A 23496-nucleotide genomic window follows, 5' to 3' on the forward strand; every position below is an offset into this window, starting at 1 on the left:
GAGGAAGATCGGGGGCGAGCACGGCCGGCGGGCCACCGACGGCACCCGCCCCGGCCGCGCGACCGGCGAAACAGGAGGAACGATGACCGTACGGCCACCCGGATTCGGCAGCCCCCGGGCCGAACGGCGGGAGAAGGCCCGCGATGTCGTGGTGGAGACGGCGCTGCGGCTGTTCTCCGAGCGCGGGTACATCGGGGTCAGGGTCGAGGACATCGCCACCGAGGCGGGGATCTCCCGGGCCACGTTCTACAAGTACTTCTCCGAGCGGGAGGAGATCCTCGCCGAACTGTTCGCCCGGCTCCTCGGCCGCGAGCCCGTCCCCGCCCCGCCGGGCGGTACCGACCGCACCCTGGAGCGTGTGGAGGACCTGCTCGTCGCGACGGCCGAGCGCATGCTGCGGGACGAAGTGCTCGCCCGCTTCGTCTACACCCTGCCCATCCGCCACGCCGCGCTGCTCGGCGAGGGCGCGCGGCCGCCGGTGCTGGACACGGTGGAGGGCATGCTCGCCGAGGCGGCCGGCGCGGGCGTGCTCCGCGCCGACGTGCCCGCCCCCCTCCTCGCCGCCCATGTGGGACGGGCCTACGAGGCCGCCATGCGGGACTGGGCGGAGCGGCGCTGCGAGGACGCCCCCGGCCAGGTGCGGCTGCTCCTCGGCCTGGCCTTCCACGGCATCGCCGCCCCGGACGGGAGTTGACCCGGTCCGGAGTCGACCCGGTCCGGAACCGAACCGATGCGGGAGTTGAAGCGGACGGGAGCCGGCCCGGAGCGGCCCGGGACGGGATCTGACCCGGCACGGAGCCGGCCCGAGACGGGAGTTGACCCCGACGGAAGCGGCCCGGCCCGGAGCTGACCGGACGGGAGCTGACCGGACGGGGGCTGACCGGACGGGAGTCGGCCGAAAAGGAGTCGGCCGAAAAGGAGTCGGCCGAACGGGAGTCGGCCGGACGGGAGTTGCTCCGGCCCGAAGCCGGCCCGTGCGGGAGCCGGCCCGTCACCGAGCCGTCCCGGCCCTGAGCTGCCCCGGACCGGGACCCTGCCCGCGGCGGCCCGGCCGCCGGGCCGCCCCGGCCGGTACGGTCCTGGTACACAGCGCACTGGACATGCCGGGGCCCGTGATCGGACAATCGGACCCGTGACCTCCTCCCACGAGCTCCAGCCCTGGCCGGGCCCCGTCCCGCGAGGCCCCGCCCGGGTGTCGGACGCCGACCGGGACCGGGCGATCAGCCGTCTCCGGGAGGGCGCCGCGGAGGGACGGCTGTCCCAGGACACCTTCCTGCGGCGCATGGAGCTCGCCCTCGCGGCGCGCGGCCACGACGAACTGCGCGCCCTCACCGCGGATCTGCCCCACGAAAGCCGCTGGTCCCGTGCCGTGTTCGGCTCGGTGGCGGCCGTCTCCTCCTTCACCCTGCGGCTGCGCCGGGCCTGGCAGACCGAGCGGCTGCCCCGGCTGCTGCTCCCCGAGCCGGGCCCGCAGCCCCTGCGCATAGGCCGGGAACCGGCCAACGGCCTGCGGCTCGGCGACGAGACCGTCTCCCGCTTCCACGCCGAGCTGGTCTCACGCGGCGGGATCTGGATCCTGCGTGACCTCGGCTCGGCCAACGGCACCTGCGTCAACGGCCGCCGGGTCACGGACACGGCCGTCGTGCACCCCGGCGACCAGGTCAGCTTCGGCCGCCTCAGCTTCCGCCTCGCCTCCCGCTGACGGGTCAGCGGCATCCGGCCCGGCGGCGCCCCCTGACCGGGCCGCGCCCGGTCAGCCCCCCCGGGGGAAGCCCCGGCCGCACCGGCACGCCGCCCCGGCTGCTCACACGCGGATCAGCAGCGCCACCGGCCACCGGTCCAGCAACTCCGCGAGAGCCACCGTCCCCTCGGCCTCCGCCCCGGTCAGCCGGTCCCGCCAGCGGCCCGGGGGCAGTGGCAGCCCCGTCGTCCGCCAGCCGCCCGAACGCTCCAGCAGCCGGGACAGCCGCGTCACGACCGTGACCGCCCGCCCGGAGCGGCCGAAGGCCACGCAGTGCTCCGCCGCCGGGCCCTCCGCGGCCAGCGGGTCATACGAGCCGGCGCGGCCGAACCAGTCCGGGTGCTCCCGGCGCAGCCGGAGGGCGGCGGCGGTGAGCCGCAGCTTCTCCTCCGGCAGACTCTGCGGCGGCCGCCCCTCGTCGAGGCCCGCCAGCGTCTCCGGGCGCGGACGGTACGGCGGCCGGTTGTCCGGGTCGACCAGCGCCCTGAACTCCCATTCGGTGCCCTGGTAGACGTCGGGGACGCCCGGCATCGTCAGATGGACGAGGGCGCCGCCGAGGATGTTCGCGCGGGCGTGCGCGCCCAGCGCGCGGGCGAAGGCCGCGGCCGCCGGGTGCGGCGGCCCGCAGGGGCCCGCCTCCGTGAACGCCCGTACGGCGTCCTCGTACGCCGGGTCCGGCTCGGTCCAGGTGGTCCGCAGCCCCGCCTCCCGGGCGGACTTCAGCACGGCCGGGACCAGCCGCTTTGCCGGCAGCGGCCCGGACAGCCCGTAGCCGAGGCCGAAGGCGGTCTGCCAGGCGGTCCACGCCAGCTGGGCGTCCGGCACGCCCGCGCCGCTCGCGCGCGCCGTCTCCTTGGTCAGCCGCTCCACCAGTTCCGCCCACTCCAGGGGCGCCTCCGACAGCAGCGCGATGCGCGCCCGGACGTCCGCGCTGCGCTTGGTGTCGTGCGTGGACAGCGCGGTGCCCGTCTCCGGCCAGTCGCGCTGCAGCCGCGCGCAGAAGGCGTGGAACTCCTCCGGGGACACGCCCGGCCGGTCCGGCTCGCCGCCCACCTCCGCCGCCGACAGCAGGGGCGTGTAGCGGTAGAAGGCGGTGTCCTCGGCCGACTTGGCGCGCAGCGCGGAGGAGGTCTGGGCGAACCGCGCGCAGAACTCCCGGTGGTCCGCGGAGTCCCCGGCGGTGCCGAGCGCCAGCTCGCGCACCAGGTCCACCGCCTCGGCCTCCTCCGGTACGGCGAAGGCGGCCCGCGCCCCCTCGGCGGCCTGCCGGAGCATCGCCGCGTCCCGCTCCGGCACGGCCTTCCCCGGGGCCGTGTACGGCCGGTAGACGGGGACGCGCAGCAGCAGTTCCCGGATCGCGGTGCGCAGCGCCCAGGGGGCGTGGTCGGGCGGGGCGGGCGCCGTCTCGCAGATCCGTGCGGCCGCGCGGGTCAGCGCCGCCACCTCGGCGGCCAGCTCGTGCTCCACCACCTCGCGCGCGGCCCGCGCGGCCGTGGCCGTCCACTCGCCGCCCAGATCGGCGGGGGCGCCGGTGAACTCCCGGTGCAGCGCGTCGAGTTCGCGGGCGCCTGCGGGGTCCGTGAACAGGCCGTCGGCCCGGCGCAGCGCGTCGTACCCGGTGGTGCCCGCGACGGGCCAGCTCCCCGGCAGCTCCTCCTCGCCGGTCAGGATCTTCTCCACCACCGTCCAGCAGCCGCCGGAGGCGTCCCGGAGCCGCCGCAGATAGCCCTCCGGGTCGGCCAGCCCGTCCGGGTGGTCGACGCGCAGGCCCTGGACGACCCCGTCGCGCAGCAGCCGCAGCACGGTCGCGTGGGTGGCGCCGAACACGGCCGGGTCCTGCACCCGCACCCCGATCAGCCCCGAAATGGTGAAGAACCGCCGGTAGTTGAGCTCCGTGCGGGCCAGCCGCCACCAGGCCGGCCGGTACCACTGGGCGGCCACCAGCTCGGGCAGCGGCAGCCGCTCCGTCCCCGGCCGCACGGGGAACACGTGATCGAAATAGCGCAGCACATACCCGGCGCCCTCCCCGCTCGCCGCCCCGGCGCCCGCCGTGCCCTCCGCCCCGCTTCCCGCCCCGCTCTCCGCCCCGTCCTCCCGTTCGAGCCGGAAGTGCCGCAGTTCCCGGTCCAGCCGGCCGCCGAGGACCGGCAGGAGTATCCGCCCGCGACGCGCGCCGGGGGCGCCCGGGGCCCCGGCCTCCCAGTCGATGTCGAACCAGCGGGCGTAGGGCGAGCCGGGCCCGTCGCGCAGCACGCTCCACAGCGCCCGGTTCAGCCGCTCCGGCACGGGGACGGCCATGTGGTTCGGCACGATGTCCAGGACGATGCCCATCCCGTGGGTGCGCGCGGTGGCCGCCAGCCGCCGCAGCCCCGCCTCGCCGCCCAGCTCGGCCCGCACGGCGGAGTGGTCCACCACGTCGTAGCCGTGGCCGGAGCCCGGTACGGCCTCCAGCACGGGCGAGAGATGCAGATGGGAGACGCCGAGCGCGGCGAGATGGGGCACGGCGGCCTCGGCCGCGGCGAAGGGGAAGTCCGGCTGGATCTGCAGCCGGTAGGTCGCGGTCGGCACGGCGCCGGCCGCGGCGGACGGTGGGGCGCCCGGCGCGGTCTTCTCGCCGGCGTGCGCGGTGGCGGACGGTTCCGGGGGCGGCGCGAGCGGCTCGGAAGTCATGGCAAGGATGTACCCGGACGGACGCCTGCCGTGCCTGCTGAACGGCGCATCCGGGCCACCCCGGACCACCCCGGCCCGTTGCGCCGTCCGGGTGAGCAGGCGTGGACCGGCCGGGTCCGGCGACGGCTCAGGCCGGCCGCTGGAGCACCGTCAGGCTGCGGTCGATGAGGGTGAGCCGGTCCCCGGCCTTGACCTTCCGCCCCGTCCCCGGCTCGACACCGCCCGGGAGCGCCGTGTCGACGATGACCTGCCACTGCAGCCCGTGGTTGACGGGGACGGTGAAGTCGAGCGTCGTGTCCCCGGCGTTGAACAGCAGCAGGAAGGAGTCGTCCCGGATCCGCTCGCCGCGCGGGCCCGGCTCGGAGATCGCGCTGCCGTTGAGGAAGACGGTGAGGGACTTCGCGTGCGCCGCCTGCCAGTCCCGCTGGGTCATCTCCTCGCCGTCCGGGGTGAACCAGGCGATGTCGGAGAGCTCGTCGTGCGTGCCCTCGACCGGCCGGCCGTGGAAGAAGCGGCGCCGCCGGAACACCGGGTGGTCGCGCCGGAGCCACACCATCGAACGGGTGAACTCCAGCAGCTCCCGGTCGGTGCCCTCCTCGGCGGTGCGCCGCCGCCGGCCGCCGCGCTCCCCGCCCCCGCCGCGCCCGCCGCGTCCGCCGCCGCGCCTTCCGGCCGCCCGGCCGCCGGCGGCCTCCTCCGCGTCCGCGCTTCCGCCCCCCTCGCCGTCGCCGCGGGCCGGCCAGTGCACCCAGGCCAGCGCGTTGTCCTGGCAGTAGGCGTTGTTGTTGCCGGCCTGCGTGCGCCCGAACTCGTCACCGTGGCTGAGCATCGGCACGCCCTGGGAGAGCATCAGGGTGGCGATGAAGTTCCGCTGCTGCCGGGAGCGCAGGGCCAGCACGCCCGGGTCGTCGGTCGGCCCCTCCGCCCCGCAGTTCCAGGACCGGTTGTGCGACTCGCCGTCCCGGTTGCCCTCGCCGTTGGCCTCGTTGTGCTTGCGGTCGTAACTGACCAGGTCGCGCAGGGTGAAGCCGTCGTGGCAGGTGACGAAGTTGACCGAGGCGAGCGGCCGCCGGCCGTCGTCCTGGTAGAGATCGGAGGAGCCGGTGAGCCGGGAGGCGAACTCCGCCAGCGTGCGCGGCTCGCCGCGCCACAGATCGCGCACGGTGTCCCGGTACATGCCGTTCCACTCGGTCCACAGCGGCGGGAAGTTGCCGACCTGGTAGCCGCCCTCGCCGACGTCCCAGGGCTCGGCGATCAGCTTCACCTGGCTGACCACCGGGTCCTGCTGGACCAGGTCGAAGAACGACGACAGCCGGTCCACCTCGTGGAACTGACGGGCCAGGGTCGCGGCGAGATCGAAGCGGAAGCCGTCCACCCGCATCTCGGTCACCCAGTAGCGCAGCGAGTCCATGATCAGCTGGAGCACGTGCGGGCTGCGCATCAGCAGGGAGTTGCCGGTGCCCGTGGTGTCCATGTAGTAGGTCGGGTCCTCCGTCAGCCGGTAGTACGAGGCGTTGTCCAGGCCGCGGAAGGAGAGCGTCGGGCCCAGGTGGTTCCCCTCGGCCGTGTGGTTGTAGACGACGTCGAGGATCACCTCGATGCCGGCCTGGTGGAGCGCCCGCACCGCCGACTTGAACTCCAGCACCTGCTGGCCCCGGTCGCCCCAGGAGGCGTAGGCGTTGTGCGGGGCGAAGAAACCGATGGTGTTGTAGCCCCAGTAGTTGGCCAGCCCGACATCGACCAGCCGGTGGTCGTGGACGAACTGATGTACGGGCATCAGTTCGAGCGCCGTCACCCCCAGCTCGGTCAGATGCTCGATGATCGCGGGGTGCGCCAGTCCGGCGTAGGTGCCGCGGAGCTCCTCCGGCAGCGCCGGGTGCAGCATCGTCAGGCCCTTGACGTGGGCCTCGTAGAGCACGGTGCGGTGGTAGTCCGTGCGGGGCGGCCGGTCGTCGCCCCAGTCGAAGTAGGGGTTGATGACGACCGACGCCATCGTGTGCGGCGCCGAGTCGAGGTCGTTCCGCTCGTGCGGCTTGCCGAAGTGGTAGCCGTAGACGGCCTCGTTCCAGTCGATGCTGCCGCTCATCGCCTTGGCGTAGGGGTCGAGCAGCAGTTTGGCCGAGTTGCAGCGGTGGCCGCGCCCGGGATCGTACGGGCCGTGGACCCGGAAGCCGTACCGCTGGCCCGGCATGATGCCCGGCAGGTAGGCGTGCCGCACGAAGGCGTCGGACTCGCGGAGCTCCACCGCCGTCTCCGAACCGTCGTCGTGCAGCAGGCACAACTCGATTCTCCGTGCGGCCTCCGAGAAGACCGCGAAGTTGGTGCCGGCGCCGTCGTACGTAGCGCCGAGAGGGTACGGCTGTCCGGGCCAGACCTGCATGATGTCGACTCTTCCACTCCGGATCCGGGCTCCGCGGGACGGGATGACCCCGGCAGGAGAGGAATCCTCGCCCAACCAGCGGTGCGCCGGGGCGCTTTCGTCGGAACTCTCGCGAAAAGGGGGCATCCTCCCAACGGTTTCTCCTCGTCCTCCGGCCGGGGCGTTCCGCTCCCTATGCTGTTTTACAGGGGAAAACCAGGACAGCCGGGCAAGCGGGGTCCATGACGCGCCGTTGTCCTCCGGCGTGGCGGACCGTCATCGATCCCTCACGCTTCCCACCGGGGTTCCGGGTGCACCGGCTCCCGCGCACACAGTAGGCTCCGGTGATCGAAGACCCGGGGGCGGAAGGCGGTGCGCAGGTGAGCTCGGGCGGGTTGGAGCTGCCACCTGGTGACAGTGGTCAGGACGGCGGCGCCGCGGACGTCCCTCCCGGCGCGGTGTCCCTGGCCCGGCCGATGGAGATCGGGGCGGAGCTGGACTGGGGCCCCGACGCCTGGAACGAGGTGCGGACACGCGCCCGCCGGGCCGGACGGGCCTACATATGGCTGAATCTGGTCGAGCAGCGGCTGCGCGCGGTCGTCGCCGCGGTCCTCCGGCCGATCTACGAACCGGTGCACGGCGACGAGTGGGTGGTGGCCGCCGCCGGCCCCGCGGGGCACGAATGGGTGCAGCGCGCCGTCGCCGTCCGCGAGGTCAGCCGGCGGAAGGGCTATCTGCTCGACCCGGCCGACGACAACGTCCTCAGCTTTCTGACCCTGCCGCAGCTGCGCGAGCTGATGGTGCAGCACTGGCCGTGTTTCGAGCCGTATCTGGACGACCGCCGCGATCTCGAACTGGCCCTGGACGAGCTGGAGGTGGCGCGCAACGTCGTCTCCCGCAACCGGGCCCTGTCCGAGGCCGTCCTGGCGCAGGCCGAGCGGGCCTCCGCCCGGCTGCTGCGGATCCTGGGCACCGGGGCCGGCGCCCCGTCCTCCGACCGGCTGCCCGTCGACGCCGTGGAGGACCTGGTCGGCGACCGCTACGCGGACGTCGTCGGCGTCCACCCGGACCGGGTCCGGCTGCAGCGGCAGCTGCCCGCCGAGGACCTCTTCGGCGGCGCCCGCCGGCTCGACGGGATCGGCATCGGGCTCAACCTGCTCGTGCAGAACTACTCCGGGCGGCGGCTCGTGCGCCTCGCCGAGGCCGGCTGCCGCACCCGCCTGCTCTTCCTCAACCCGGCCAGCAGCGCCGTGCGCCGCCGCGAGCGCGAACTCGGCCTGAAGAAGAACGAATTGAGCCGCTCCGTCGAGATGAACATCCTGCACATGCGGCGGGTGCGGGCGAGGCTGCGGGACACCGGCGCCTTCCAGATCAACGTGTTCGACGAGACCCCGCGCTTCACGGCCTACCTCGTCAACGGCGACGGCTCCGACGGCCTGGCGGTGGTGCAGCCCTATCTGCGCCGCGCGCGGGGCATGGAGGCGCCCGTGTTCGTGCTGCGCGGTGGGCGGCGGCAGACGCTGCGGGAGGACGGCGGGAAGGAGCGGGAGGCCGGACTGTTCGACACCTACCGCGAGGAGTTCGAGAGCGCCTGGGCCGACTCCCGGCCGGTGTCCTGAGCTCCGCGCCGGCCGCGCCGGCGGCCGCGTCCCCGGCCGGCCCGCGGCCATCGGCACCGCTCCCGCGCACGGCCGTGTTGTCAGTGGCCGGTGGGAGAGTGGAGCACATCGGGGGACGCACAACAGAAGGAGAGCCGTCATGGGGTGGCACCGGGAAGCGCTGATCGGGTTCGACCTGGAGACGACGGGCACCGACATCGAGACGGACCGCATCGTGACGGCGGCGCTCGCGGAGCTGACGCCGGACGGCCGGCCCGGTCCGGTGCGGACCTGGCTGCTCGACCCGGGCATCCCGGTGCCCGAGGAGGCCGCCGCGATCCACGGCATCACCACCGAACGCGCCGTGCGGCACGGCCTGCCCGCCGCCGAGGGCGTGGCGGAGATCGTCGCGGCCGTCGCCGAAGTCCTGCGCTCGGGACGGCCCCTGGCCGTCATGAACGCCCGCTACGACCTCTCCCTGCTGGACCGGGAGTGCCGGCGGCACGGCATCCCCCCGCTCGCGGCCCGGCTCGGCCGCGAGCCGGGCCCGGTGATCGACCCGCTGGTCCTCGACAAGCACGTGGACCGCTACCGCAAGGGCAAGCGCACCCTGCAGGCGCTCTGCGCGCACTACGCGGTGCCGCTGACGGGGGCTCACGACGCCGGGGCGGACGCCTTCGCGGCCGCCGGTGTCGCCGCGTGCATCGGCCGGCGTCACGCCTCGGTCGGCTCCCTGGAACCGGCGGCGCTCCACGATCTCCAGATACGGGCCGCGGCGGACCAGGCGGCCTCCTTCCAGCGCTATCTGCGCCGGACTTCCGATCCGCGGGCGTACGTCGAGGGGGCCTGGCCGCTGATACCCGCTCAGCGGGAGCGCGTGGGCGGGCGCGTACCGGGCGGCGGCGCGAAGCCGGGCGGCGCGGGGGCCTGACGCCCCCGATTCGTCCGGTGGCTGCCGTCCGTCCGGCTTCCGCGGACCACCCGGTGCGGTCAGAAGGGGTGCCAGCGGACCTCCTGGTCGCCCTCGCGCAGTGAGGCGACCCGGCGGCGGAACTCCGCCAGCGCCGCCGGGCTGCCCGGTGCGCTCTGGGCGACCCAGGCGCAGCTGGCCGTCTCCCGGGCGCCGCGCAGCAGGGCGCAGCCGTCCCACTCCCGCACATCCCAGCCGTAGCCGCGGGTGAAGGCCGTGTACTCCTCGGCCGGGAGGCCGTAGCGGTCCCGGGAGAGGGCCATCACCACCAGGTCGTGCTCGCGCAGATCGTGGGAGAAGGTCTCCAGGTCGACGAGCACGGGGCCGTCCGGGCCGATGTGCACATTGCGGGGGAGCGCGTCGCCGTGGATCGGGCCGGGCGCCAGCCGGGGCACCAGCCCGGCCGCGGCCTCCGCGAACCGGTCGCGGCGCTCCCGCAGATAGGCGGCGTCGGCCGGGTCGATCGCGTCGCCCGCGAGCCGCAGCCAGCGCTCGACGCCGCCCAGCAGATCACGGCGCGGCAGGGGAAAGGGGGGATCGGGCAGGGCGTGCACCATCTTCAGCAGCTCCGCGAGGTCGGCGGCCCGGGCGGGCCGGACGGCCTCCGGCAGCCGGTACCAGTACGTCACCGGGTGGCCGTCCACGAGCCGCGCCTCCGGCTCGGCGGGCCGCACGGACGGCAGGTTCTGCTTGGCGAGCCAGTGGGCGATACCCAGTTCGCGGCGCGCCCGGTCGAGCAGTTCGGGGCTGCGGCCGATCTTGACGACCGGTCCCTCGTCGCCCAGCGCCAGGACGGCGTTCTCGCCGAAGGCGATCAGCGGCGCGTCGGCCGCCGCGCCGGGATGCCCGGCGGCGGCCAGCACCTCCCGTGCCCGGTGCTCGCTGAACACCGCTGCCGCGGCTCCCGGTCCCGCTGCTGCCTCCGGCACTGTGGCCTCCGCTGATGGTGTCGTGGTGCGATCGTGCGGCTGTGCGGTGGCATTCTCCCAGTTCCGGAGGGAGCCCCGGCGCCGCCGGGGGCGGGGTGCGGGCCGGAGCGTTCCGCCCGGCGCGGTGCCGGGGCCGCCCGGCACCGCGTTCCGCGTCGGGTGGCACGGTGATCCCGGCCGATCCCGGCCGATCCCGGCCGACACCCCCGGCCTGTCGGGGGCTCGCCCCCGATCCGAAGCAGGCCGCCGGCTTCAGGAAGGGCCTGGCCGCGCAGGTGCCGCTGGGCCGGCTCGTGCGCCCGAAGGCCGGGCCTGCCGCTCTGGCGCGCGCCTTCCGCCGTCCGGGCGCGTAAATCATTAAACGATACGTGCCGTCTCGCGTACGGTGGCTCCCGGCCGGTCCCCGGCGTCCGCGGCCGAGCGGGCCCGGGCCGTCGCCCACCGTCCCCCGCGCCATCCCGTGTCCCCCGCGGGCCGGCCCCGTACGCCATCGCCCGAGGAGTTCGCGTCCATGCGCCATGAACCAGCCCATATCGCCATGTTCGGCATCGCCGCCCACGGCCACGTCAACCCCAGCCTGGAGGTCATCCGCGAACTGGCCGCCCGCGGCCACCGGGTCACCTACGCCATCCCGCCCGCCTTCGCGGACCTCGTCGCCGGTGCGGGGGCCGAGCCCCGCACCTACACCTCCACCCTCCCTCTGGACGAGGACCCGGACGCCTGGGGCACGGAACTCCTGGACAACGTGGAGCCGTTCCTCCACGACGCGATCCAGGCGCTGCCGCAGCAGCTCGCCGTCTACGACGGCGACGAACCGGACCTGGTGCTGCACGACATCGGGGCCTACCCGGCACCCGTCCTCGCCCACCGCTGGGGCGTGCCCGCCGTCCAGCTCTCCCCGTGCATGGTCGCCTGGGAGGGGTACGAGGAGGTGGCCGAGCAGATGTGGGCACCGGTGCGGGAGACGCCGCGCGGCCGGGCCTACTTCGCGCGGTACCGCGCCTGGCTCGACGAGCACGGCATGACGCACACCGATCCCGACCGGCTGATCGGCCGGCCCCGGCGCTGCATCGCCCTGATCCCGCGCGCGATGCAGCCCGAGGCGGACCGCGTGGACCCCGCCGTGTACACCTTCACCGGGCCCTGTCTGGGGGACCGGTCCCACCAGGGCACCTGGCGGCGACCGGCGGACGCGGAGAAGGTGCTGCTGATCTCGCTCGGTTCGGCCTTCACCAAGGAGCCCGCCTTCTACCGCCGGTGCGTCGAGGCGTTCGGCGGCCTGGACGGCTGGCACGTCGTCCTGCAGATCGGCAAGTTCACCGACGAGGCCGAGCTGGGCGAGGTGCCGGCCAACATCGAAGTGCACCGCTGGATTCCGCAGCTCGCCGTCCTCCGGCAGGCCGACGTCTTCGTCACCCACGCCGGGATGGGCAGCTCCCAGGAAGGGCTGGCCTGCGGGGTTCCCCTGCTCGCCGTACCGCAGGCGGCCGACCAGTTCATGAACGCCGATCTGATCGAGCGGATCGGCGTGGGCCGGCATCTGCCCAAGGAGGAAGCCACCGCCGGACGGCTGCGGGAGCAGGTGCTCGCCCTCGCGGACGACCGCGCGGTCCGGGAACGCTGCGCGGCCGTACAGCGGGAAGTGGCCGCCGAGGGCGGCACGGCCCGGGCCGCCGACCTCATCGAGGCGGAGCTCCCCGGCGCCGCCCGCTCCTGACCGCCGTCGACCCGCTCCGTGCGGATACACCGCCGTGCGAAGCCTGACGCAGCCATTGACAAGGACACCCAAGACGACCCTTACCGGTGGGTAAAGGTTGTACGGCGCTCATCTTGTTCTTTGGGTGGCGGGATTCTTAACGTCAGGTGAACACCCACCCGGACAAGAGAGTTCACCATGCGCAGAGACATTCCTCCGCTCGCGGAGGTACGCCGCACCACCGAGAAGAAACGCGACGCCTGGTGGACGGTGCTGCTCGTGGACCCGCTGGCCACCCCGCTCGTCCGCTGGACGGCGATGTGGACCCGGATCACTCCCAACCAGATCACCTGGGCCGCGCTCTTCCTCGGGCTCGGCGCGGCGGCCTGCTTCGCCACCGGAAGCTGGGGCTGGCTGCTGGTGGGCGCCGCCCTGTACCACCTCAGCTTCATCCTGGACTGCATGGACGGGAAGCTGGCCCGGCTCACCGGCACCGGCACCGTCTTCGGCGCCTGGCTGGACTACGTCTTCGACCGGGTGCGGGTGCTGGTCTGCGCCATCGCGCTGATGGGCGGCCAGTACTCCCGCACCGGGGACGTGATCTTCCTCTGGCTGGCCCTCGCCGTCGTCTTCCTCGACATGCTCCGGTACGTCGACGCGCTGCAGATCTTCAAGATCCGGCACGGCATGCGCAAGCAGATCAAGGCCCGCGCCCGGGCGGCCCGGCGGGCGGACGACGAGCGGCGGGTCTCCTTCATGGAGGACCTGCTCCGCGAGAACCCCGAGGCGGACTTCGACCACGAGGACCGCACCGCCGCCGATGACGACGGCCCGGTGCCCGCGCACCACGGCGCCGGCGCGGAGGACGGCGCCGTGGTGGACGCGGCCGTGGTGAACTCCCTGGTGGGCGGGGACGTGGCGGAGGGGGCCGTGGCGGACGGGGCCGTGGCGGAGGGGACGGCCGGTCCCGCTTCCGGCGCCCGGCCGAAGGGGCCGGTCATCGACCTGCACCAGGAGTTCAAGAGCCGCTTCCCCTGGTACGGCCGGTTCCGGAACCTGCTGCTGCGCCATCGCATCCGCACGCACCTGGTCAGCGGCATCGAATTCCAGATGGCCGTCTTCATCATCGGTCCGGCGGTGGGCGCCGTCGCCGCGGTGACCATCGGAGCCGGGGCGCTGCTGCTCGTCTTCGAGCTGGCGATCATCTACAAGCTGCTGCTCTCCACGCGGGACTTCACCCGCACCATCAAGTCCTTCGACGAGGCGGGCGCGTCGCAGGCCACCGAGGTCACCGGGGCCGAAGGGGCCGCCGCCGTCACGCCGGCTCCGGCGGTTCCGGCGCAACGGCGGGAGACGACGACCGCGGCCTGAACCGGGCCCGCCCGGCGGTCCCCCCCGGTCACGGGGAGCGGAACGGCGGCATCACCGCACGCGGCACCCGCCGCGCACGACGGGCACGACGCGCACGATGCGCACGACGGGCACGATGCGCATGACGCGCACGACGGGCACGAGCCCGGGGCACACCGCCCCGGGCTCGTCCGCATATACGGCTCTCTTGCGCCCGGCCGCCGGCGCTCCCTCGGCCCTCCGCCGCCTCGGCCCGGCCGCCCTCCCTCGGCCGCCGGCACTCCGTCGGCCCGTCCGCCTCTTCGGCCCGCCGGTCGGCCCTCTCTCGGTCCGGCCGGCGGGCCGCGCCCGGCCTGTCCGGCCCGCCTCGTCGTCCGGCCTGGGGCGCGGCCGCGTACGGTCGGCTGCCCGACCGCGACGACGCGCCCGCCGAGCCTCCGGCGGCCCGGGCCGGCTCGTCCGGTCAGCGGACGGCGTCGGCCGCAAGGGCGGCCGGAGCTCCGTCGCCGTCCTCCGGACGCCCGTCAACTCCCCGTGCACGGCGGAGGGGTGCCGGTGCCCTTGCCCCAACTGCGCCCGTTGTGGCGGACTTTGCGATAACCAGACGATGTTAGCCACGTCACACCGCTGAGCGAACACATTGAAATGCGCGCGTCAATCGGTCAGGGTTTCGATCACGTCGAGCACGCGGACTGCCGTCGCCCCCACGGACCGGACACGCCGCGATGTCGCGTCATCTCCCACTTCCCCCACTTCCCCCACGTCCCCCCACTCAGCGCACGAGGAGACCCCCCTTCATGGCTACTCACCCGCGTTCCGGCACGCGCCGCCTCACCGTCGCCATCACCGCCGCCGCGGCGGTCGTGGGCACCACCCTCCTGGCCCTCCCGGCCGGTGCGGCCCCCGCCGAGGGCAAGATCTACGGCGCGGACGCCGAGAACGCCGTCAGCGGCAGCTACGTCGTCCTGCTCAAGGACGGCGCCGCCGCCAAGACCCTGAAGGCGACCGGCAAGAAGGACCTCGCCAAGACGTACGGCGGCAAGCTCGACCACAACTACTCGGCGCTGGAGGGCTTCTCCGCCACCGGTCTCACCCGGACCGAGGCCAAGCGCCTCGCGGCCGACCCGGCCGTCGACAAGGTCGTCCAGGACCAGAAGTTCACCATCACCGGCACCCAGAACAACCCGCCGTCCTGGGGCCTGGACCGGATCGACCAGACCGCGACCGCCGGCGACGGCGCGTACACCTACCCGGACAGCGCGGGCCAGGGCGTCACCGCGTACGTCATCGACACCGGTGTCCGCGTCACCCACCAGGACTTCGAGGGCCGCGCCAGCCTCGGCTACGACGCCATCGACGGTGACAACTCGGCCGACGACGGCAACGGTCACGGCACCCACGTGGCCGGCACCATCGCCGGCGCCTCGCACGGTGTCGCCAAGAAGGCGAAGATCGTCGCCGTCCGCGTGCTCGACGACAACGGCTCCGGCACCACCGCGGGCGTCGTCGCCGGCATCGACTGGGTCGCCAAGAACGCCTCGGGTCCCTCCGTGGCCAACATGAGCCTCGGCGGCGGCGCCGACGCGGCCCTGGACGCGGCCGTGCGCACCGCGATCTCCTCGGGCGTCACCTTCGCCGTCGCGGCGGGCAACGAGTCGAGGAACGCCTCGACCGGTTCCCCGGCCCGCGTCACGGAGGCCATCACCGTCGCCTCCAGCACCAGCGGTGACCAGCAGTCCTCCTTCTCCAACTTCGGCAGCGTGGTGGATCTCTACGCGCCGGGCTCCAGCATCACCTCGACCTGGAACACCGGCGACAGCGCCACCAACACCATCTCCGGTACGTCCATGGCCACCCCGCACGTCGCGGGCGCCGCGGCCGTCTACCTGAGCGGCCACACCACCGCCAGCCCGGCGCAGGTCGCCTCGGCCCTGACCGGCGGCGCCACCTCGGGTGCCATCAAGAACGCGACCGGTGGCACCCCGAACAAGCTGCTCAAGATCGTCGAGTAGGCACGGATCGTCACAGGCTCCGGCCCGGGTCCGCCCCCGGGCCGGACGGCGTGCGCAGCGCCGGAGCCCGGCCGCCCTCCCGCCCGCGCGGGGAGGCGGCCGGGCTCATGTGCGTTCGGCCCGCGTGGGGCGGGGCCCGGCGCGGCGCGGGGCTTGTGCGCCCCGGCTGCCGTCCGCCCCTCGATGCGCCGCGCCCGTGCCGCCTGCCGGGGCGCACCGGCGCAACCCCGGCGGTGAGGTGGCAGGACGCAACTCCGGCCGTGGACACGGCAGGGCGCAAGCCTCGCCGTCGACCCGGCGGGTGGACGCCGCAGGCGTCCGCGGTCCGGGCGGCGACGCCGGGCGCCGCTCCCGCGAAGGCGCCCGGACCGGGACGCCCGGCCCGGTAGCGTGCCGTCCGTGACGACGACATACGCGGCCCTGCTGCGGGGCATCAACGTGGGCGGCAACAACAAGGTCCCCATGGCCGAACTGCGGTCCGTGCTGACCGGCCTGGGCTACGAAAACGTGCGCACCCTCCTCCAGAGCGGCAACGCGGTCTTCGCCGCCCCGGACCACCGGGACCCCGGCCGTCTGGCCGCCGAGCTCGAACGGGCCCTCGCCGAGTGGTTCGGCTTCCCGATCGCCGTCGTCGTCCGCACCGCCGAGGAACTGCGCACCGCCGTGGACGCCAACCCCTTCCCGGATCCGGCCGCCGACCCGGCGAAGCACACGGTCACCTTCCTGGCGGGCCGGGCGGACCCGGAGCAGCTGGACGCGGTCGACCCGGCGCTGTACGCCCCGGACGAGTACCGCCTGGCGGACGGCGGCCGTGAGCTCTATGCGTACTTCCCGAACGGCCAGGGACGCAGCAAGCTCGCACCGCTCCTGGACAAGCGGAAGCTGGGCGTCGAGGCGACGACCCGCAACTGGAACACCGTCACCAAACTGCTGGCCCTGACGGAGAGCTGACGGGGACCGGCGCGCACAGCGCACTCTCCACCACCCCGGCCGCCTTTCGGCGGTGTTGGCCGCGCGCTTGAAGGGGCTCGGCGCGACGCCCGTCGGCGCGAGCCGGGGTGGCTTGCGATGGCGGATTCCGGCCGACCCGGCAGGCAGCGCGTTCCGCGTCCCCGGACCGGTCTGAAGCCCTGTCACCCTGGGCCCTGCCGCCCCGACGCGGAGTCTTCCGGACCGCTCCGCCGGGCGCAGGCCCCATGCCCACGGCCCCGAGACTGTCCAGAGGGTGTCCCCCGTGAAGTCCTCGCCTTCCGCCGTCATGGCCGGGGGCGGCCGCAGGCCCGGCCGGTGACGTCACATCAGCCACTGCCCCCGTGGCCGGTTTCCGCCCGTCGCGCGGATATTCGCGATTACCGGACGGTGTAACCCATGTCACACCGTTGAGCGAACGTATTGATGTGGGCGCGTCAATCAGTCACCGTGCTGACTCATCGGAGCGGGCCTCGACCCCACGGCCCGCCGCGACGTTCCGCCCCCGCACACCCCCACTCAGTGCACGAGGAGATCCCTCATGGCAACTCGTTCGCGTTCCGCTCTGCGCCGCCTCACCATCGCGATATCCGCCGCCGCGGCCGTCGTGGGCACCGGCCTCGCGGCCGTCCCCGCCGGTGCCGCCCCCGCCCCGGCCGAGGGCAAGATCTACGGCGCCGGCGCCAAGACCGCCATCGACGGCAGCTACGTAGTCCTCCTGAAGGACGGTGCCGCCGCCAAGACCCTGAAGGCCACCGGCAAGAAGGAGCTGGCCAAGACCTACGGCGGCAAGCTCGACCACAACTACACCGCCCTGGACGGCTTCTCCGCCACCGGCCTCAGCGAGACCGAGGCGAGACGCCTCGCGGCCGACCCGGCCGTCGACAAGGTGGTGCAGAACAAGACCTTCCGCATCACCGGCTCCCAGGCCAACCCGCCGTCCTGGGGACTGGACCGGATCGACCAGACTTCCCGTTCGCGGGACGGCGTCTACAACTATCCGGACAGCGCCGGGGAGGGCGTGACCGTCTACGTCATCGATACCGGTGTCCGCGTCACCCACCAGGACTTCGGCGGCCGCGCCAGCCTCGGCTACGACGCCATCGACGGCGACAACTCCGCCACCGACGGCCACGGGCACGGCACCCATGTGGCGGGCACCGTCGCCGGTGCGGCGCACGGTGTCGCCAAGAAGGCGAAGATCGTCGCCGTCCGCGTGCTCGACAACAACGGCTCCGGCACCACCGCCGGTGTCGTCGCAGGCATCGACTGGGTCCAGCGGAACGCCTCCGGCCCGTCCGTGGCGAACATGAGCCTCGGCGGCGGTGCCGACGCGGCCCTGGACGCGGCCGTGCGCTCCGCGATCGCCTCGGGCGTCACCTTCGCCGTCGCCGCGGGCAACTCGGCGGCCAACGCCGCCAATTACTCCCCGGCGCGGGTCCAGGAGGCGATCACCGTCGCCGCCAGCACCAGCAGCGACTCGGAGCCGTACTACTCCAACTACGGCAGTGTGGTGGACATCTACGCGCCCGGTTCCTCCATCACCTCGGCCTGGCGGAGCAGCGACACCTCCACCAACACCATCTCCGGTACGTCCATGGCCAGCCCGCACGTCGCCGGTGCCGCCGCCGTCTACCTGGGCCGCCACACCGGCGCCACCCCGGCCCAGGTCGCCAGTGCCCTGACCGGCGGTGCCACCGCCGGAGCGATCACCAACGCGACCGGTTCCACCCCGAACCGGCTGCTGAAGGTCGTCGAGTAGCCGCCCGCCCCCACCCCTGCCGGCCCGGGACCGCTCCAGGGCCGGCGCGGCGGGCCGCCGCCGGAGCCCGGCCGTCACCTCCTCCCGCGAGGGGTGGCGGCCGGGCTCATGTGCGGGGAGTTCGGTCGTTCCGGCCGTCAGGCCCTGCGCTTGGGCCGCGCCGAGCGCCGTCACCAACCCGGCCGCGCCGAGGGGGAGTTGACAGCTCAGATCGTCCTGGCCGCCAATGTGCGGCGAACCGCTCCCGACTGTCAACTCAAGGTTGACATTCACCGACTGTCAACCTACGGTTGCCTCATGACGGAACCCGTGCGCATGACGAACCCGGTCCGGCTCGACGACCTCATCGACGCGATCAAGAAGACCCACTCCGATGTGCTGGAACAGCTCACCGACGCGGTCGTCGCCGGAGACCACCTCGGAGACGTGGCCGACCACCTGATCGGCCACTTCGTGGACCAGGCGCGCCGCTCGGGCGCCTCCTGGACGGACATCGGCCGCAGCATGGGCGTGACACGGCAGGCCGCACAGAAGCGCTTCGTCCCGAAGGGGACGGGGGAGTCCCAGGATCTCGACCCGAGCCAGGGCTTCAGCCGCTTCACCCCGCGCGCCAAGAACGTGGTGATGGCCTCCCAGAACGAGGCCCGCGCGGCCGGCAACGACACCATCGCCCCCGCCCATCTCGTCCTGGGCCTGCTGGCGGAGCCCGAAGGGATCGGCGCGCTGGCGATCAGTGACCAGGGCGTAGGGCTGGACGCCGTACGGCGGGATGCGACGGAGGCCCTCCCGCCGGCCGCCGGACAGGTCCCCGAGCTGATCCCGTACGACGCGGAAGCGCGCAAAGCCCTCGAACTGACCTACCGCCAGGCGCTCCGCCTCGGCCACAACTACATCGGCACCGAGCACATCCTGCTCGCCCTGCTGGAGTCCGAGGACGGCACGGGCCCGCTCACCGGACTGGGGATCGACAAGGCGGCCGCGGAGACATGGATCGCCGAGAAGATCGCCGCCCTGACGGCCCGTTCGACGGACTGACCGGGAGCGGGAGCCGCCCGCTGGAGCAGGCGGGAAGTCCCGGCGGGCGGTGCCACTCCCGGCCGCACCCGGCCGAGCGCACTCGTCAACGAGCTGAAGCCGCACCTCGACGCGACCGTCCGTGAACGGGGCATGGCTCCAAAGGTGCCGAGCAGGAGTCAAGTTGACGGGTCCGCCTGCGTCTTCTTGCCGTTCCGGCGCCTGCCGGGAGAGAGTGGACGGCCGGAGGGCGGCCGCCCCATGACGGACTCGCTCCGGCGTCGGCACAGCGGCCTTCCGCCGTCCCGTCACAAGCAGGCCGTACGAGGAGGCCCAACGAGATGACCGCGCCCGCCCGGCCCCCGGATCAACGCAGACTCGACGTGCTGAAGCGGCTCGACCAGGACATTGACGCCTGGGTGGCCACGGCCGACCCGGAGACGGGCACTCCGTACCTGGTTCCGCTCTCCTTCCTCTGGGACGGCACCTCCCTGTGGCTGGCCACCCCGGCGTCGAGTCCGACCGGCCGCAATCTGCGCTCCACGGGCAGGGTCCGCCTGGGTATCGGGCCGACTCGGGATGTCGTGCTGATCGAGGGAACGGTGGACGCACTGACGGCCGGCGAACTGCCGAAGGGCTTGGGCGAAGCCTTTGCCGCCAGAACGGGCTTCGATCCGCGCGAGGCAGCCGGGGCCTACCTCTACTACCGGGTCACACCGGACCGGCTGCAGGCCTGGCGTGAGGCCAACGAACTCAAGAGGCGTGACCTCATGCGCGACGGGCAGTGGACCGTGGGCGGCTGAGAGTCCCGGGCCTCCTGCTGACCCGCGGCCGGTGGCCGCGGCGGCCAACCCGCGGGCATTGAGCGACGGGACCGCCGAGTTCACGGATGGGCCGAACCTTACCGGTGCCATCGGAGCCACCCGCTCTGTTGACCGGCAGTGTCCGGAGCCCGAGCCGCGCCTGACCAGTCGCGCGAGCGCCGCACCGGGCCGCTGTCCGTCAGGGCCGGAAGATGTACGGGGTGGTCGTGCTGAGGGCCGTGAAGCCGAGGCGGTGCAGGATCGGGCGGCTCTGGTCGGAGGCGTCCACCTGGAGGTAGCGGTAGCCGCGTTCGGCGGCGATCCGGGCACGGTGCGCTACCAGGGCCCGGTAGACCCCCCGGCCCCGCCAGGCGGGCAGGGTGCCGCCGCCCCACAGCCCGGCGAAGTCCGTGCCCGGGTACATCTCCAGACGCGCCGATGAGACGGGCAGGTCACCGGCCATGACGACGGTCATCGCCACGGTCTCCGGCCGTTCCGCGAGCTGTGCGGTCAGCTGCCGCCGCAGCGACCGGCCCGGCCCGAACACCTCTTCGTGGACCCGTACCATCAGCTCCACCCCGTCCGGGTCGGTCACCGGCCGCAGAGCCAGCCCCTCGGGCAGTTCGACGGCGGTGCTCAACTCGTGTGCCGTGGCGACCATCAGGGTCTCCTCCGGCTCTGGAACCAGCCCGGCCGCCCGGAGCCGCTCGCCGAGATCGGCGGGCCGGTCGTGGCCGTACAGCTTCCACTCGAACTCCCGCCCCAGCGAGGCGAAATGGCGGATCTGCCCGGCGATTGCCGCGTCCGCGGAGCCGGCGCCGAGGTCCGACCAGAGCACGCAGCTCCAGTCGTCTCCCGCCCCGAGCTGCCGCACCACGTCACCGACCCGCTCGACCCGGGCCCCGGGCGAGTCGGCGGGCGCACGCCGGCGCATCTGGTCGTCGTACAGGGCGAGTACCGCGTCGGTGTCCATCCGGTCATCCCAGCACCGTGGGGCGGAGCGGCCAAGTCAATATCGACGGGGCTGTGCTCCGCCCGGTCACGGTGAGTGGGCAGCCCTTCTCCGACTCAGTCGCCGGCCTCCGCCGCGTCGAGGAGTAGCCGGGCCGGTTCGCGCGGCTGGGAGGACGTGGGCCAGTGGCCGGTGGCCGTGAGGGGACTTCTTGAGCCCGGTCCTGAGTCCCGTTCCGCGAGCTCCTGTTCTCCAAGCGAGTTGGGGTTGCCCCACCCTGTTCCCGGAGGCTTGTCGGAGTGCCTGAGTCCGGCGCCGCGTGATCGGCTGCTCGCACGGGATTCGCGTGACGGAAGGTGGACAGGTGAGAGTCCGGATCGGGTACTCGGCATGGATCGCGGGCGTGGTGCAGTTCTTCGTCATCCACGGGATTGCCGAATCGGCTTGGGCGAGACCGTACAGCTGGGCACGCAACAACATCAGCGACTTGGGTAACGCTCACTGCGCCCTGCAGCCAGAGCCTGAGCCGCGGTACATCTGTTCCCCGGAGCACGACCTGATGAATGTTTCGTTCATCGTCCTGGGAATGCTGCTCGTGGTTGGCGCCGCCCTGACCGGTGGTCTCCTGTGGCGCAGAGGCCCGGCCGCTGCCGCAGCACGTCTTCTGCTGGCCGGTGCCGGCGTGGGATTCGTGCTGGTCGGGCTGGCACCGGCGGACGTCAATGAGAACCAGCATGTCTTGGGCGCCCTTCTCATAATGGCAGCGGGCAACATAGGTCTCGTCCTCTCGGGGCTCGGCCTGGCGGAACACGTTCCGGCCCCACTGCGGTGGGGCACCAGCCTGCTGGGCATCACAGCGTTCACGGCTTTCGGGCTGTTTCTCTCCCGTCACTACGTCGGTCTCGGCATGGGAGGCATGGAACGGGTCGCCGCTTTTCCCCTCCTGTTCTGGGCGCTGGCTGTCGGCGTTCGCGGCCTCCTCCGTTCTGAACGTCGCCGGGATCGTGCACTCGGAGGACGAGGCGGCCCTGCACGGCGAGCGGGCTCGTCGCGTCGCCATTGAGCACGGTGTCTGGGTCGCGATGGCGAGCTTCGCCGACCCCACAGGCGGTTGCTACGGCCGGACCGCCGGGCGCTCCGGCATCTGGTCACCCGACGGCGCCGTGGTGGCCGAGGCGGGCCCGGAACCCGGCGACTTCGCAAGGGCCGGCGCTGCCACTGCCGTGAACCGCGCACCTCGTGGCAAGGCCGGCGCGGAGCCGCCCTTGGCCACGTGGTCGGCCTCGGCCGGTATGAGCGGGGGCAGCCGTACTGGTCGTCGCAGCGTGCGTGATCGTCCACTCCTCCTCAGTCGCCGGGCCCCGCCGCGTCGAGGAGTATCCGGGCCAGTTCGCGCGGCTGGGAGAGCATGGGCCAGTGGCCGGTGTCCATCGTGGCCAGCCGCCACCGGTCGCTCTTCAGCAGTTCGGCCACATCGGGGCTCGGCTCGGGCCAGTCGAGCAGGCACTTGATGTACGTCGCGGGGAGTTCGCCGAGCGGGCGGGTCAGCACCGCCGGTTCGGTGAGCGTGGCGCCCGGGTGCGGGGTCCCCTCGGCCGTGATGCGGGCGATCTGCTCGGCGCCGAGCCCCTGGTCCGCGAACTCGTCCGCGTCCGGGACCGGCCAGAAGCCCCCGTTCGCGGCGATCGCCGCCCTGCCGTCCGACCCAGGGGAGAAGAACGACTCGCTGTCGGCCGGGACATCGGAGTCCACGAAGACCACCCGGGTCAGCCGGTCCCCGATCCGCTCGGCGGCCTGGCCGGCCGGGATGCCCGAGTAGCTGTGCCCGACCAGCACGACATCGCGCAGGTCCCGGCGCTCGATCTCCCCGACGATGTCCTGGACATGTGTTTGCTGCCCGGCGGGTGCGTCTCTCCTCTCGGCGAGGCCGGACAGCGTCAGGGGATGCACGCCGTGCCCGGCCGCCCGCAGCTCCGGGACCACGTCGTCCCACGCCCACGCTCCGAGCCACGCGCCTGCCGTCAGTACGTATTCGGTCATGGCGGCAAGGTAGCGAGAGGGTCTGACATTGATGCCGATGCCCGGGTCCCGGTGGGGAGTTCACGCGGCCATGGTGAAGCGTTCGCGCCGGACGAGTTCGATCCAGAGGAGCTTGCCGCGCGGCCCGGGCCACGGGTGGTCGCCGTCGCCGAGCAGGCAACTGCCCCAGTTGTCCGCCCAGAGCCTGACGAGGTGCAGCCCACGGCCGTGCTCGGCCTCCGCCTCCACCACGTCCGCTCCGGCTCCGGCTCCGGGGCACGGGGGCTTGTCGAAGGGCGGCGGAATGGTGGGGTCGGTGTCCCAGACGGCGATCCGCGGTCGCCCGTCGGGCAGCCCGCGCAGGCGCATGGACGACGGCCCGCCGGTGTGCCGGTAGGCGTTGGTGACCATCTCGGACGCCAGGAGTTCGGCCGTGTCCGCCAGGTCGTTCAGGCCGTGTCCGTCGAGCACGGCTCGCAAGGTTGTACGGGCGATACGCGGGGCGCGGGGATCGTGGGGAAGTTGGAGGGCGTACGCCCAGTCCGGGGCTACGGTGAGCATCGTTTTCTCCTGGGAGGTCGTGGAGTCGGACCGCGCGGTGGCGTGGGCCGGGGAACTGCCGGCTCTGACCGTAGCGCCCAACATGGTCTAA

At 73.5% G+C, this 23496-nt stretch carries 18 protein-coding genes; 12 read left to right on the forward strand and 6 right to left on the reverse strand.

Annotated elements, in window-relative coordinates; all coding sequences use genetic code 11:
* The first annotated feature begins 82 nt into the window (after positions 1 to 82).
* On the forward strand, positions 83 to 694 hold the full coding sequence (locus IF83_RS31205; protein ID WP_051722741.1) for a TetR/AcrR family transcriptional regulator: 612 nt from the start codon (positions 83 to 85) through the stop codon (positions 692 to 694).
* A 438-nt stretch (positions 695 to 1132) separates the two neighbouring features.
* Positions 1133 to 1702 carry a DUF1707 and FHA domain-containing protein gene (locus IF83_RS0113375; protein ID WP_051722742.1) on the forward strand — a complete coding sequence of 190 codons (570 nt, stop codon included), beginning with the start codon at positions 1133 to 1135 and terminating at the stop codon, positions 1700 to 1702.
* Positions 1703 to 1804: 102 nt separating this feature from the next.
* On the opposite strand, the gene treY is transcribed toward IF83_RS0113375, so the two are convergent.
* Positions 1805 to 4411, reverse strand: coding sequence for a malto-oligosyltrehalose synthase (treY, locus tag IF83_RS0113380; RefSeq protein ID WP_078843449.1), 2607 nt, complete (start codon positions 4409 to 4411; stop codon positions 1805 to 1807).
* A 127-nt stretch (positions 4412 to 4538) separates the two neighbouring features.
* Complete coding sequence (gene glgX, locus IF83_RS0113385) at positions 4539 to 6791, reverse strand: glycogen debranching protein GlgX (RefSeq protein WP_030544373.1); 2253 nt, start codon at positions 6789 to 6791, stop codon at positions 4539 to 4541.
* A gap of 359 nt (positions 6792 to 7150) precedes the next feature.
* Between glgX and IF83_RS0113390 the strand changes: the two genes are divergently transcribed.
* Positions 7151 to 8389: an SAV2148 family HEPN domain-containing protein gene (locus tag IF83_RS0113390; protein ID WP_030544374.1), complete on the forward strand. Its 1239-nt coding sequence runs from the start codon at positions 7151 to 7153 to the stop codon at positions 8387 to 8389.
* A 139-nt stretch (positions 8390 to 8528) separates the two neighbouring features.
* Positions 8529 to 9299 carry a 3'-5' exonuclease gene (locus IF83_RS0113395; RefSeq protein WP_051722743.1) on the forward strand — a complete coding sequence of 257 codons (771 nt, stop codon included), beginning with the start codon at positions 8529 to 8531 and terminating at the stop codon, positions 9297 to 9299.
* Positions 9300 to 9358: 59 nt separating this feature from the next.
* On the opposite strand, the gene IF83_RS0113400 is transcribed toward IF83_RS0113395, so the two are convergent.
* Positions 9359 to 10267 carry a phosphotransferase enzyme family protein gene (locus IF83_RS0113400; RefSeq protein ID WP_244177049.1) on the reverse strand — a complete coding sequence of 303 codons (909 nt, stop codon included), beginning with the start codon at positions 10265 to 10267 and terminating at the stop codon, positions 9359 to 9361.
* Positions 10268 to 10778: 511 nt separating this feature from the next.
* Between IF83_RS0113400 and IF83_RS0113410 the strand changes: the two genes are divergently transcribed.
* The 7 genes from IF83_RS0113410 (at position 10779) to IF83_RS0113450 (ending at position 19873) form a co-directional block, all read left to right on the forward strand.
* Positions 10779 to 11984 carry a macrolide family glycosyltransferase gene (locus IF83_RS0113410; RefSeq protein WP_030544377.1) on the forward strand — a complete coding sequence of 402 codons (1206 nt, stop codon included), beginning with the start codon at positions 10779 to 10781 and terminating at the stop codon, positions 11982 to 11984.
* A 177-nt stretch (positions 11985 to 12161) separates the two neighbouring features.
* Entirely contained in the window at positions 12162 to 13334 is a 1173-nt protein-coding gene (locus IF83_RS0113415) for a CDP-alcohol phosphatidyltransferase family protein (RefSeq protein WP_051722744.1), read from the forward strand.
* Positions 13335 to 14110: 776 nt separating this feature from the next.
* Complete coding sequence (locus IF83_RS0113425; protein WP_030544379.1) at positions 14111 to 15325, forward strand: S8 family peptidase; 1215 nt, start codon at positions 14111 to 14113, stop codon at positions 15323 to 15325.
* Positions 15326 to 15724: 399 nt separating this feature from the next.
* A complete protein-coding gene (locus IF83_RS0113430; protein ID WP_030544380.1) occupies positions 15725 to 16276 on the forward strand; it encodes a DUF1697 domain-containing protein in 552 nt (183 codons plus the stop codon).
* 559 nt (positions 16277 to 16835) lie between these two features.
* Complete coding sequence (locus IF83_RS0113435) at positions 16836 to 18056, forward strand: S8 family peptidase (protein ID WP_030544381.1); 1221 nt, start codon at positions 16836 to 16838, stop codon at positions 18054 to 18056.
* A 297-nt stretch (positions 18057 to 18353) separates the two neighbouring features.
* On the forward strand, positions 18354 to 19091 hold the full coding sequence (locus IF83_RS0113440; RefSeq protein ID WP_030544382.1) for a Clp protease N-terminal domain-containing protein: 738 nt from the start codon (positions 18354 to 18356) through the stop codon (positions 19089 to 19091).
* A gap of 320 nt (positions 19092 to 19411) precedes the next feature.
* The gene (locus IF83_RS0113450) at positions 19412 to 19873 is read left to right on the forward strand and encodes a pyridoxamine 5'-phosphate oxidase family protein (RefSeq protein ID WP_030544383.1); all 462 of its coding nucleotides are present in this window, start codon (positions 19412 to 19414) and stop codon (positions 19871 to 19873) included.
* Positions 19874 to 20072: 199 nt separating this feature from the next.
* Here the strand turns inward: IF83_RS0113450 and IF83_RS0113455 are convergent, their stop codons facing one another.
* A complete protein-coding gene (locus tag IF83_RS0113455) occupies positions 20073 to 20846 on the reverse strand; it encodes a GNAT family N-acetyltransferase (protein ID WP_030544384.1) in 774 nt (257 codons plus the stop codon).
* A gap of 382 nt (positions 20847 to 21228) precedes the next feature.
* Between IF83_RS0113455 and IF83_RS0113460 the strand changes: the two genes are divergently transcribed.
* The gene (locus IF83_RS0113460) at positions 21229 to 21888 is read left to right on the forward strand and encodes a DUF998 domain-containing protein (RefSeq protein WP_158711044.1); all 660 of its coding nucleotides are present in this window, start codon (positions 21229 to 21231) and stop codon (positions 21886 to 21888) included.
* 284 nt (positions 21889 to 22172) lie between these two features.
* Here IF83_RS0113460 and IF83_RS0113465 read toward each other — a convergent pair whose 3' ends face one another.
* Together IF83_RS0113465 and IF83_RS0113470 are read right to left on the reverse strand one after the other, a co-directional pair.
* Entirely contained in the window at positions 22173 to 22865 is a 693-nt protein-coding gene (locus IF83_RS0113465) for an alpha/beta fold hydrolase (RefSeq protein WP_030544386.1), read from the reverse strand.
* A gap of 60 nt (positions 22866 to 22925) precedes the next feature.
* A complete protein-coding gene (locus IF83_RS0113470; protein WP_030544387.1) occupies positions 22926 to 23405 on the reverse strand; it encodes an ATP-binding protein in 480 nt (159 codons plus the stop codon).
* Positions 23406 to 23496: the final 91 nt, after the last annotated feature.

Origin of the sequence: Streptomyces albus subsp. albus (assembly GCF_000719865.1) — a bacterium.
Lineage (GTDB): Bacteria > Actinomycetota > Actinomycetes > Streptomycetales > Streptomycetaceae > Streptomyces > Streptomyces albus_E.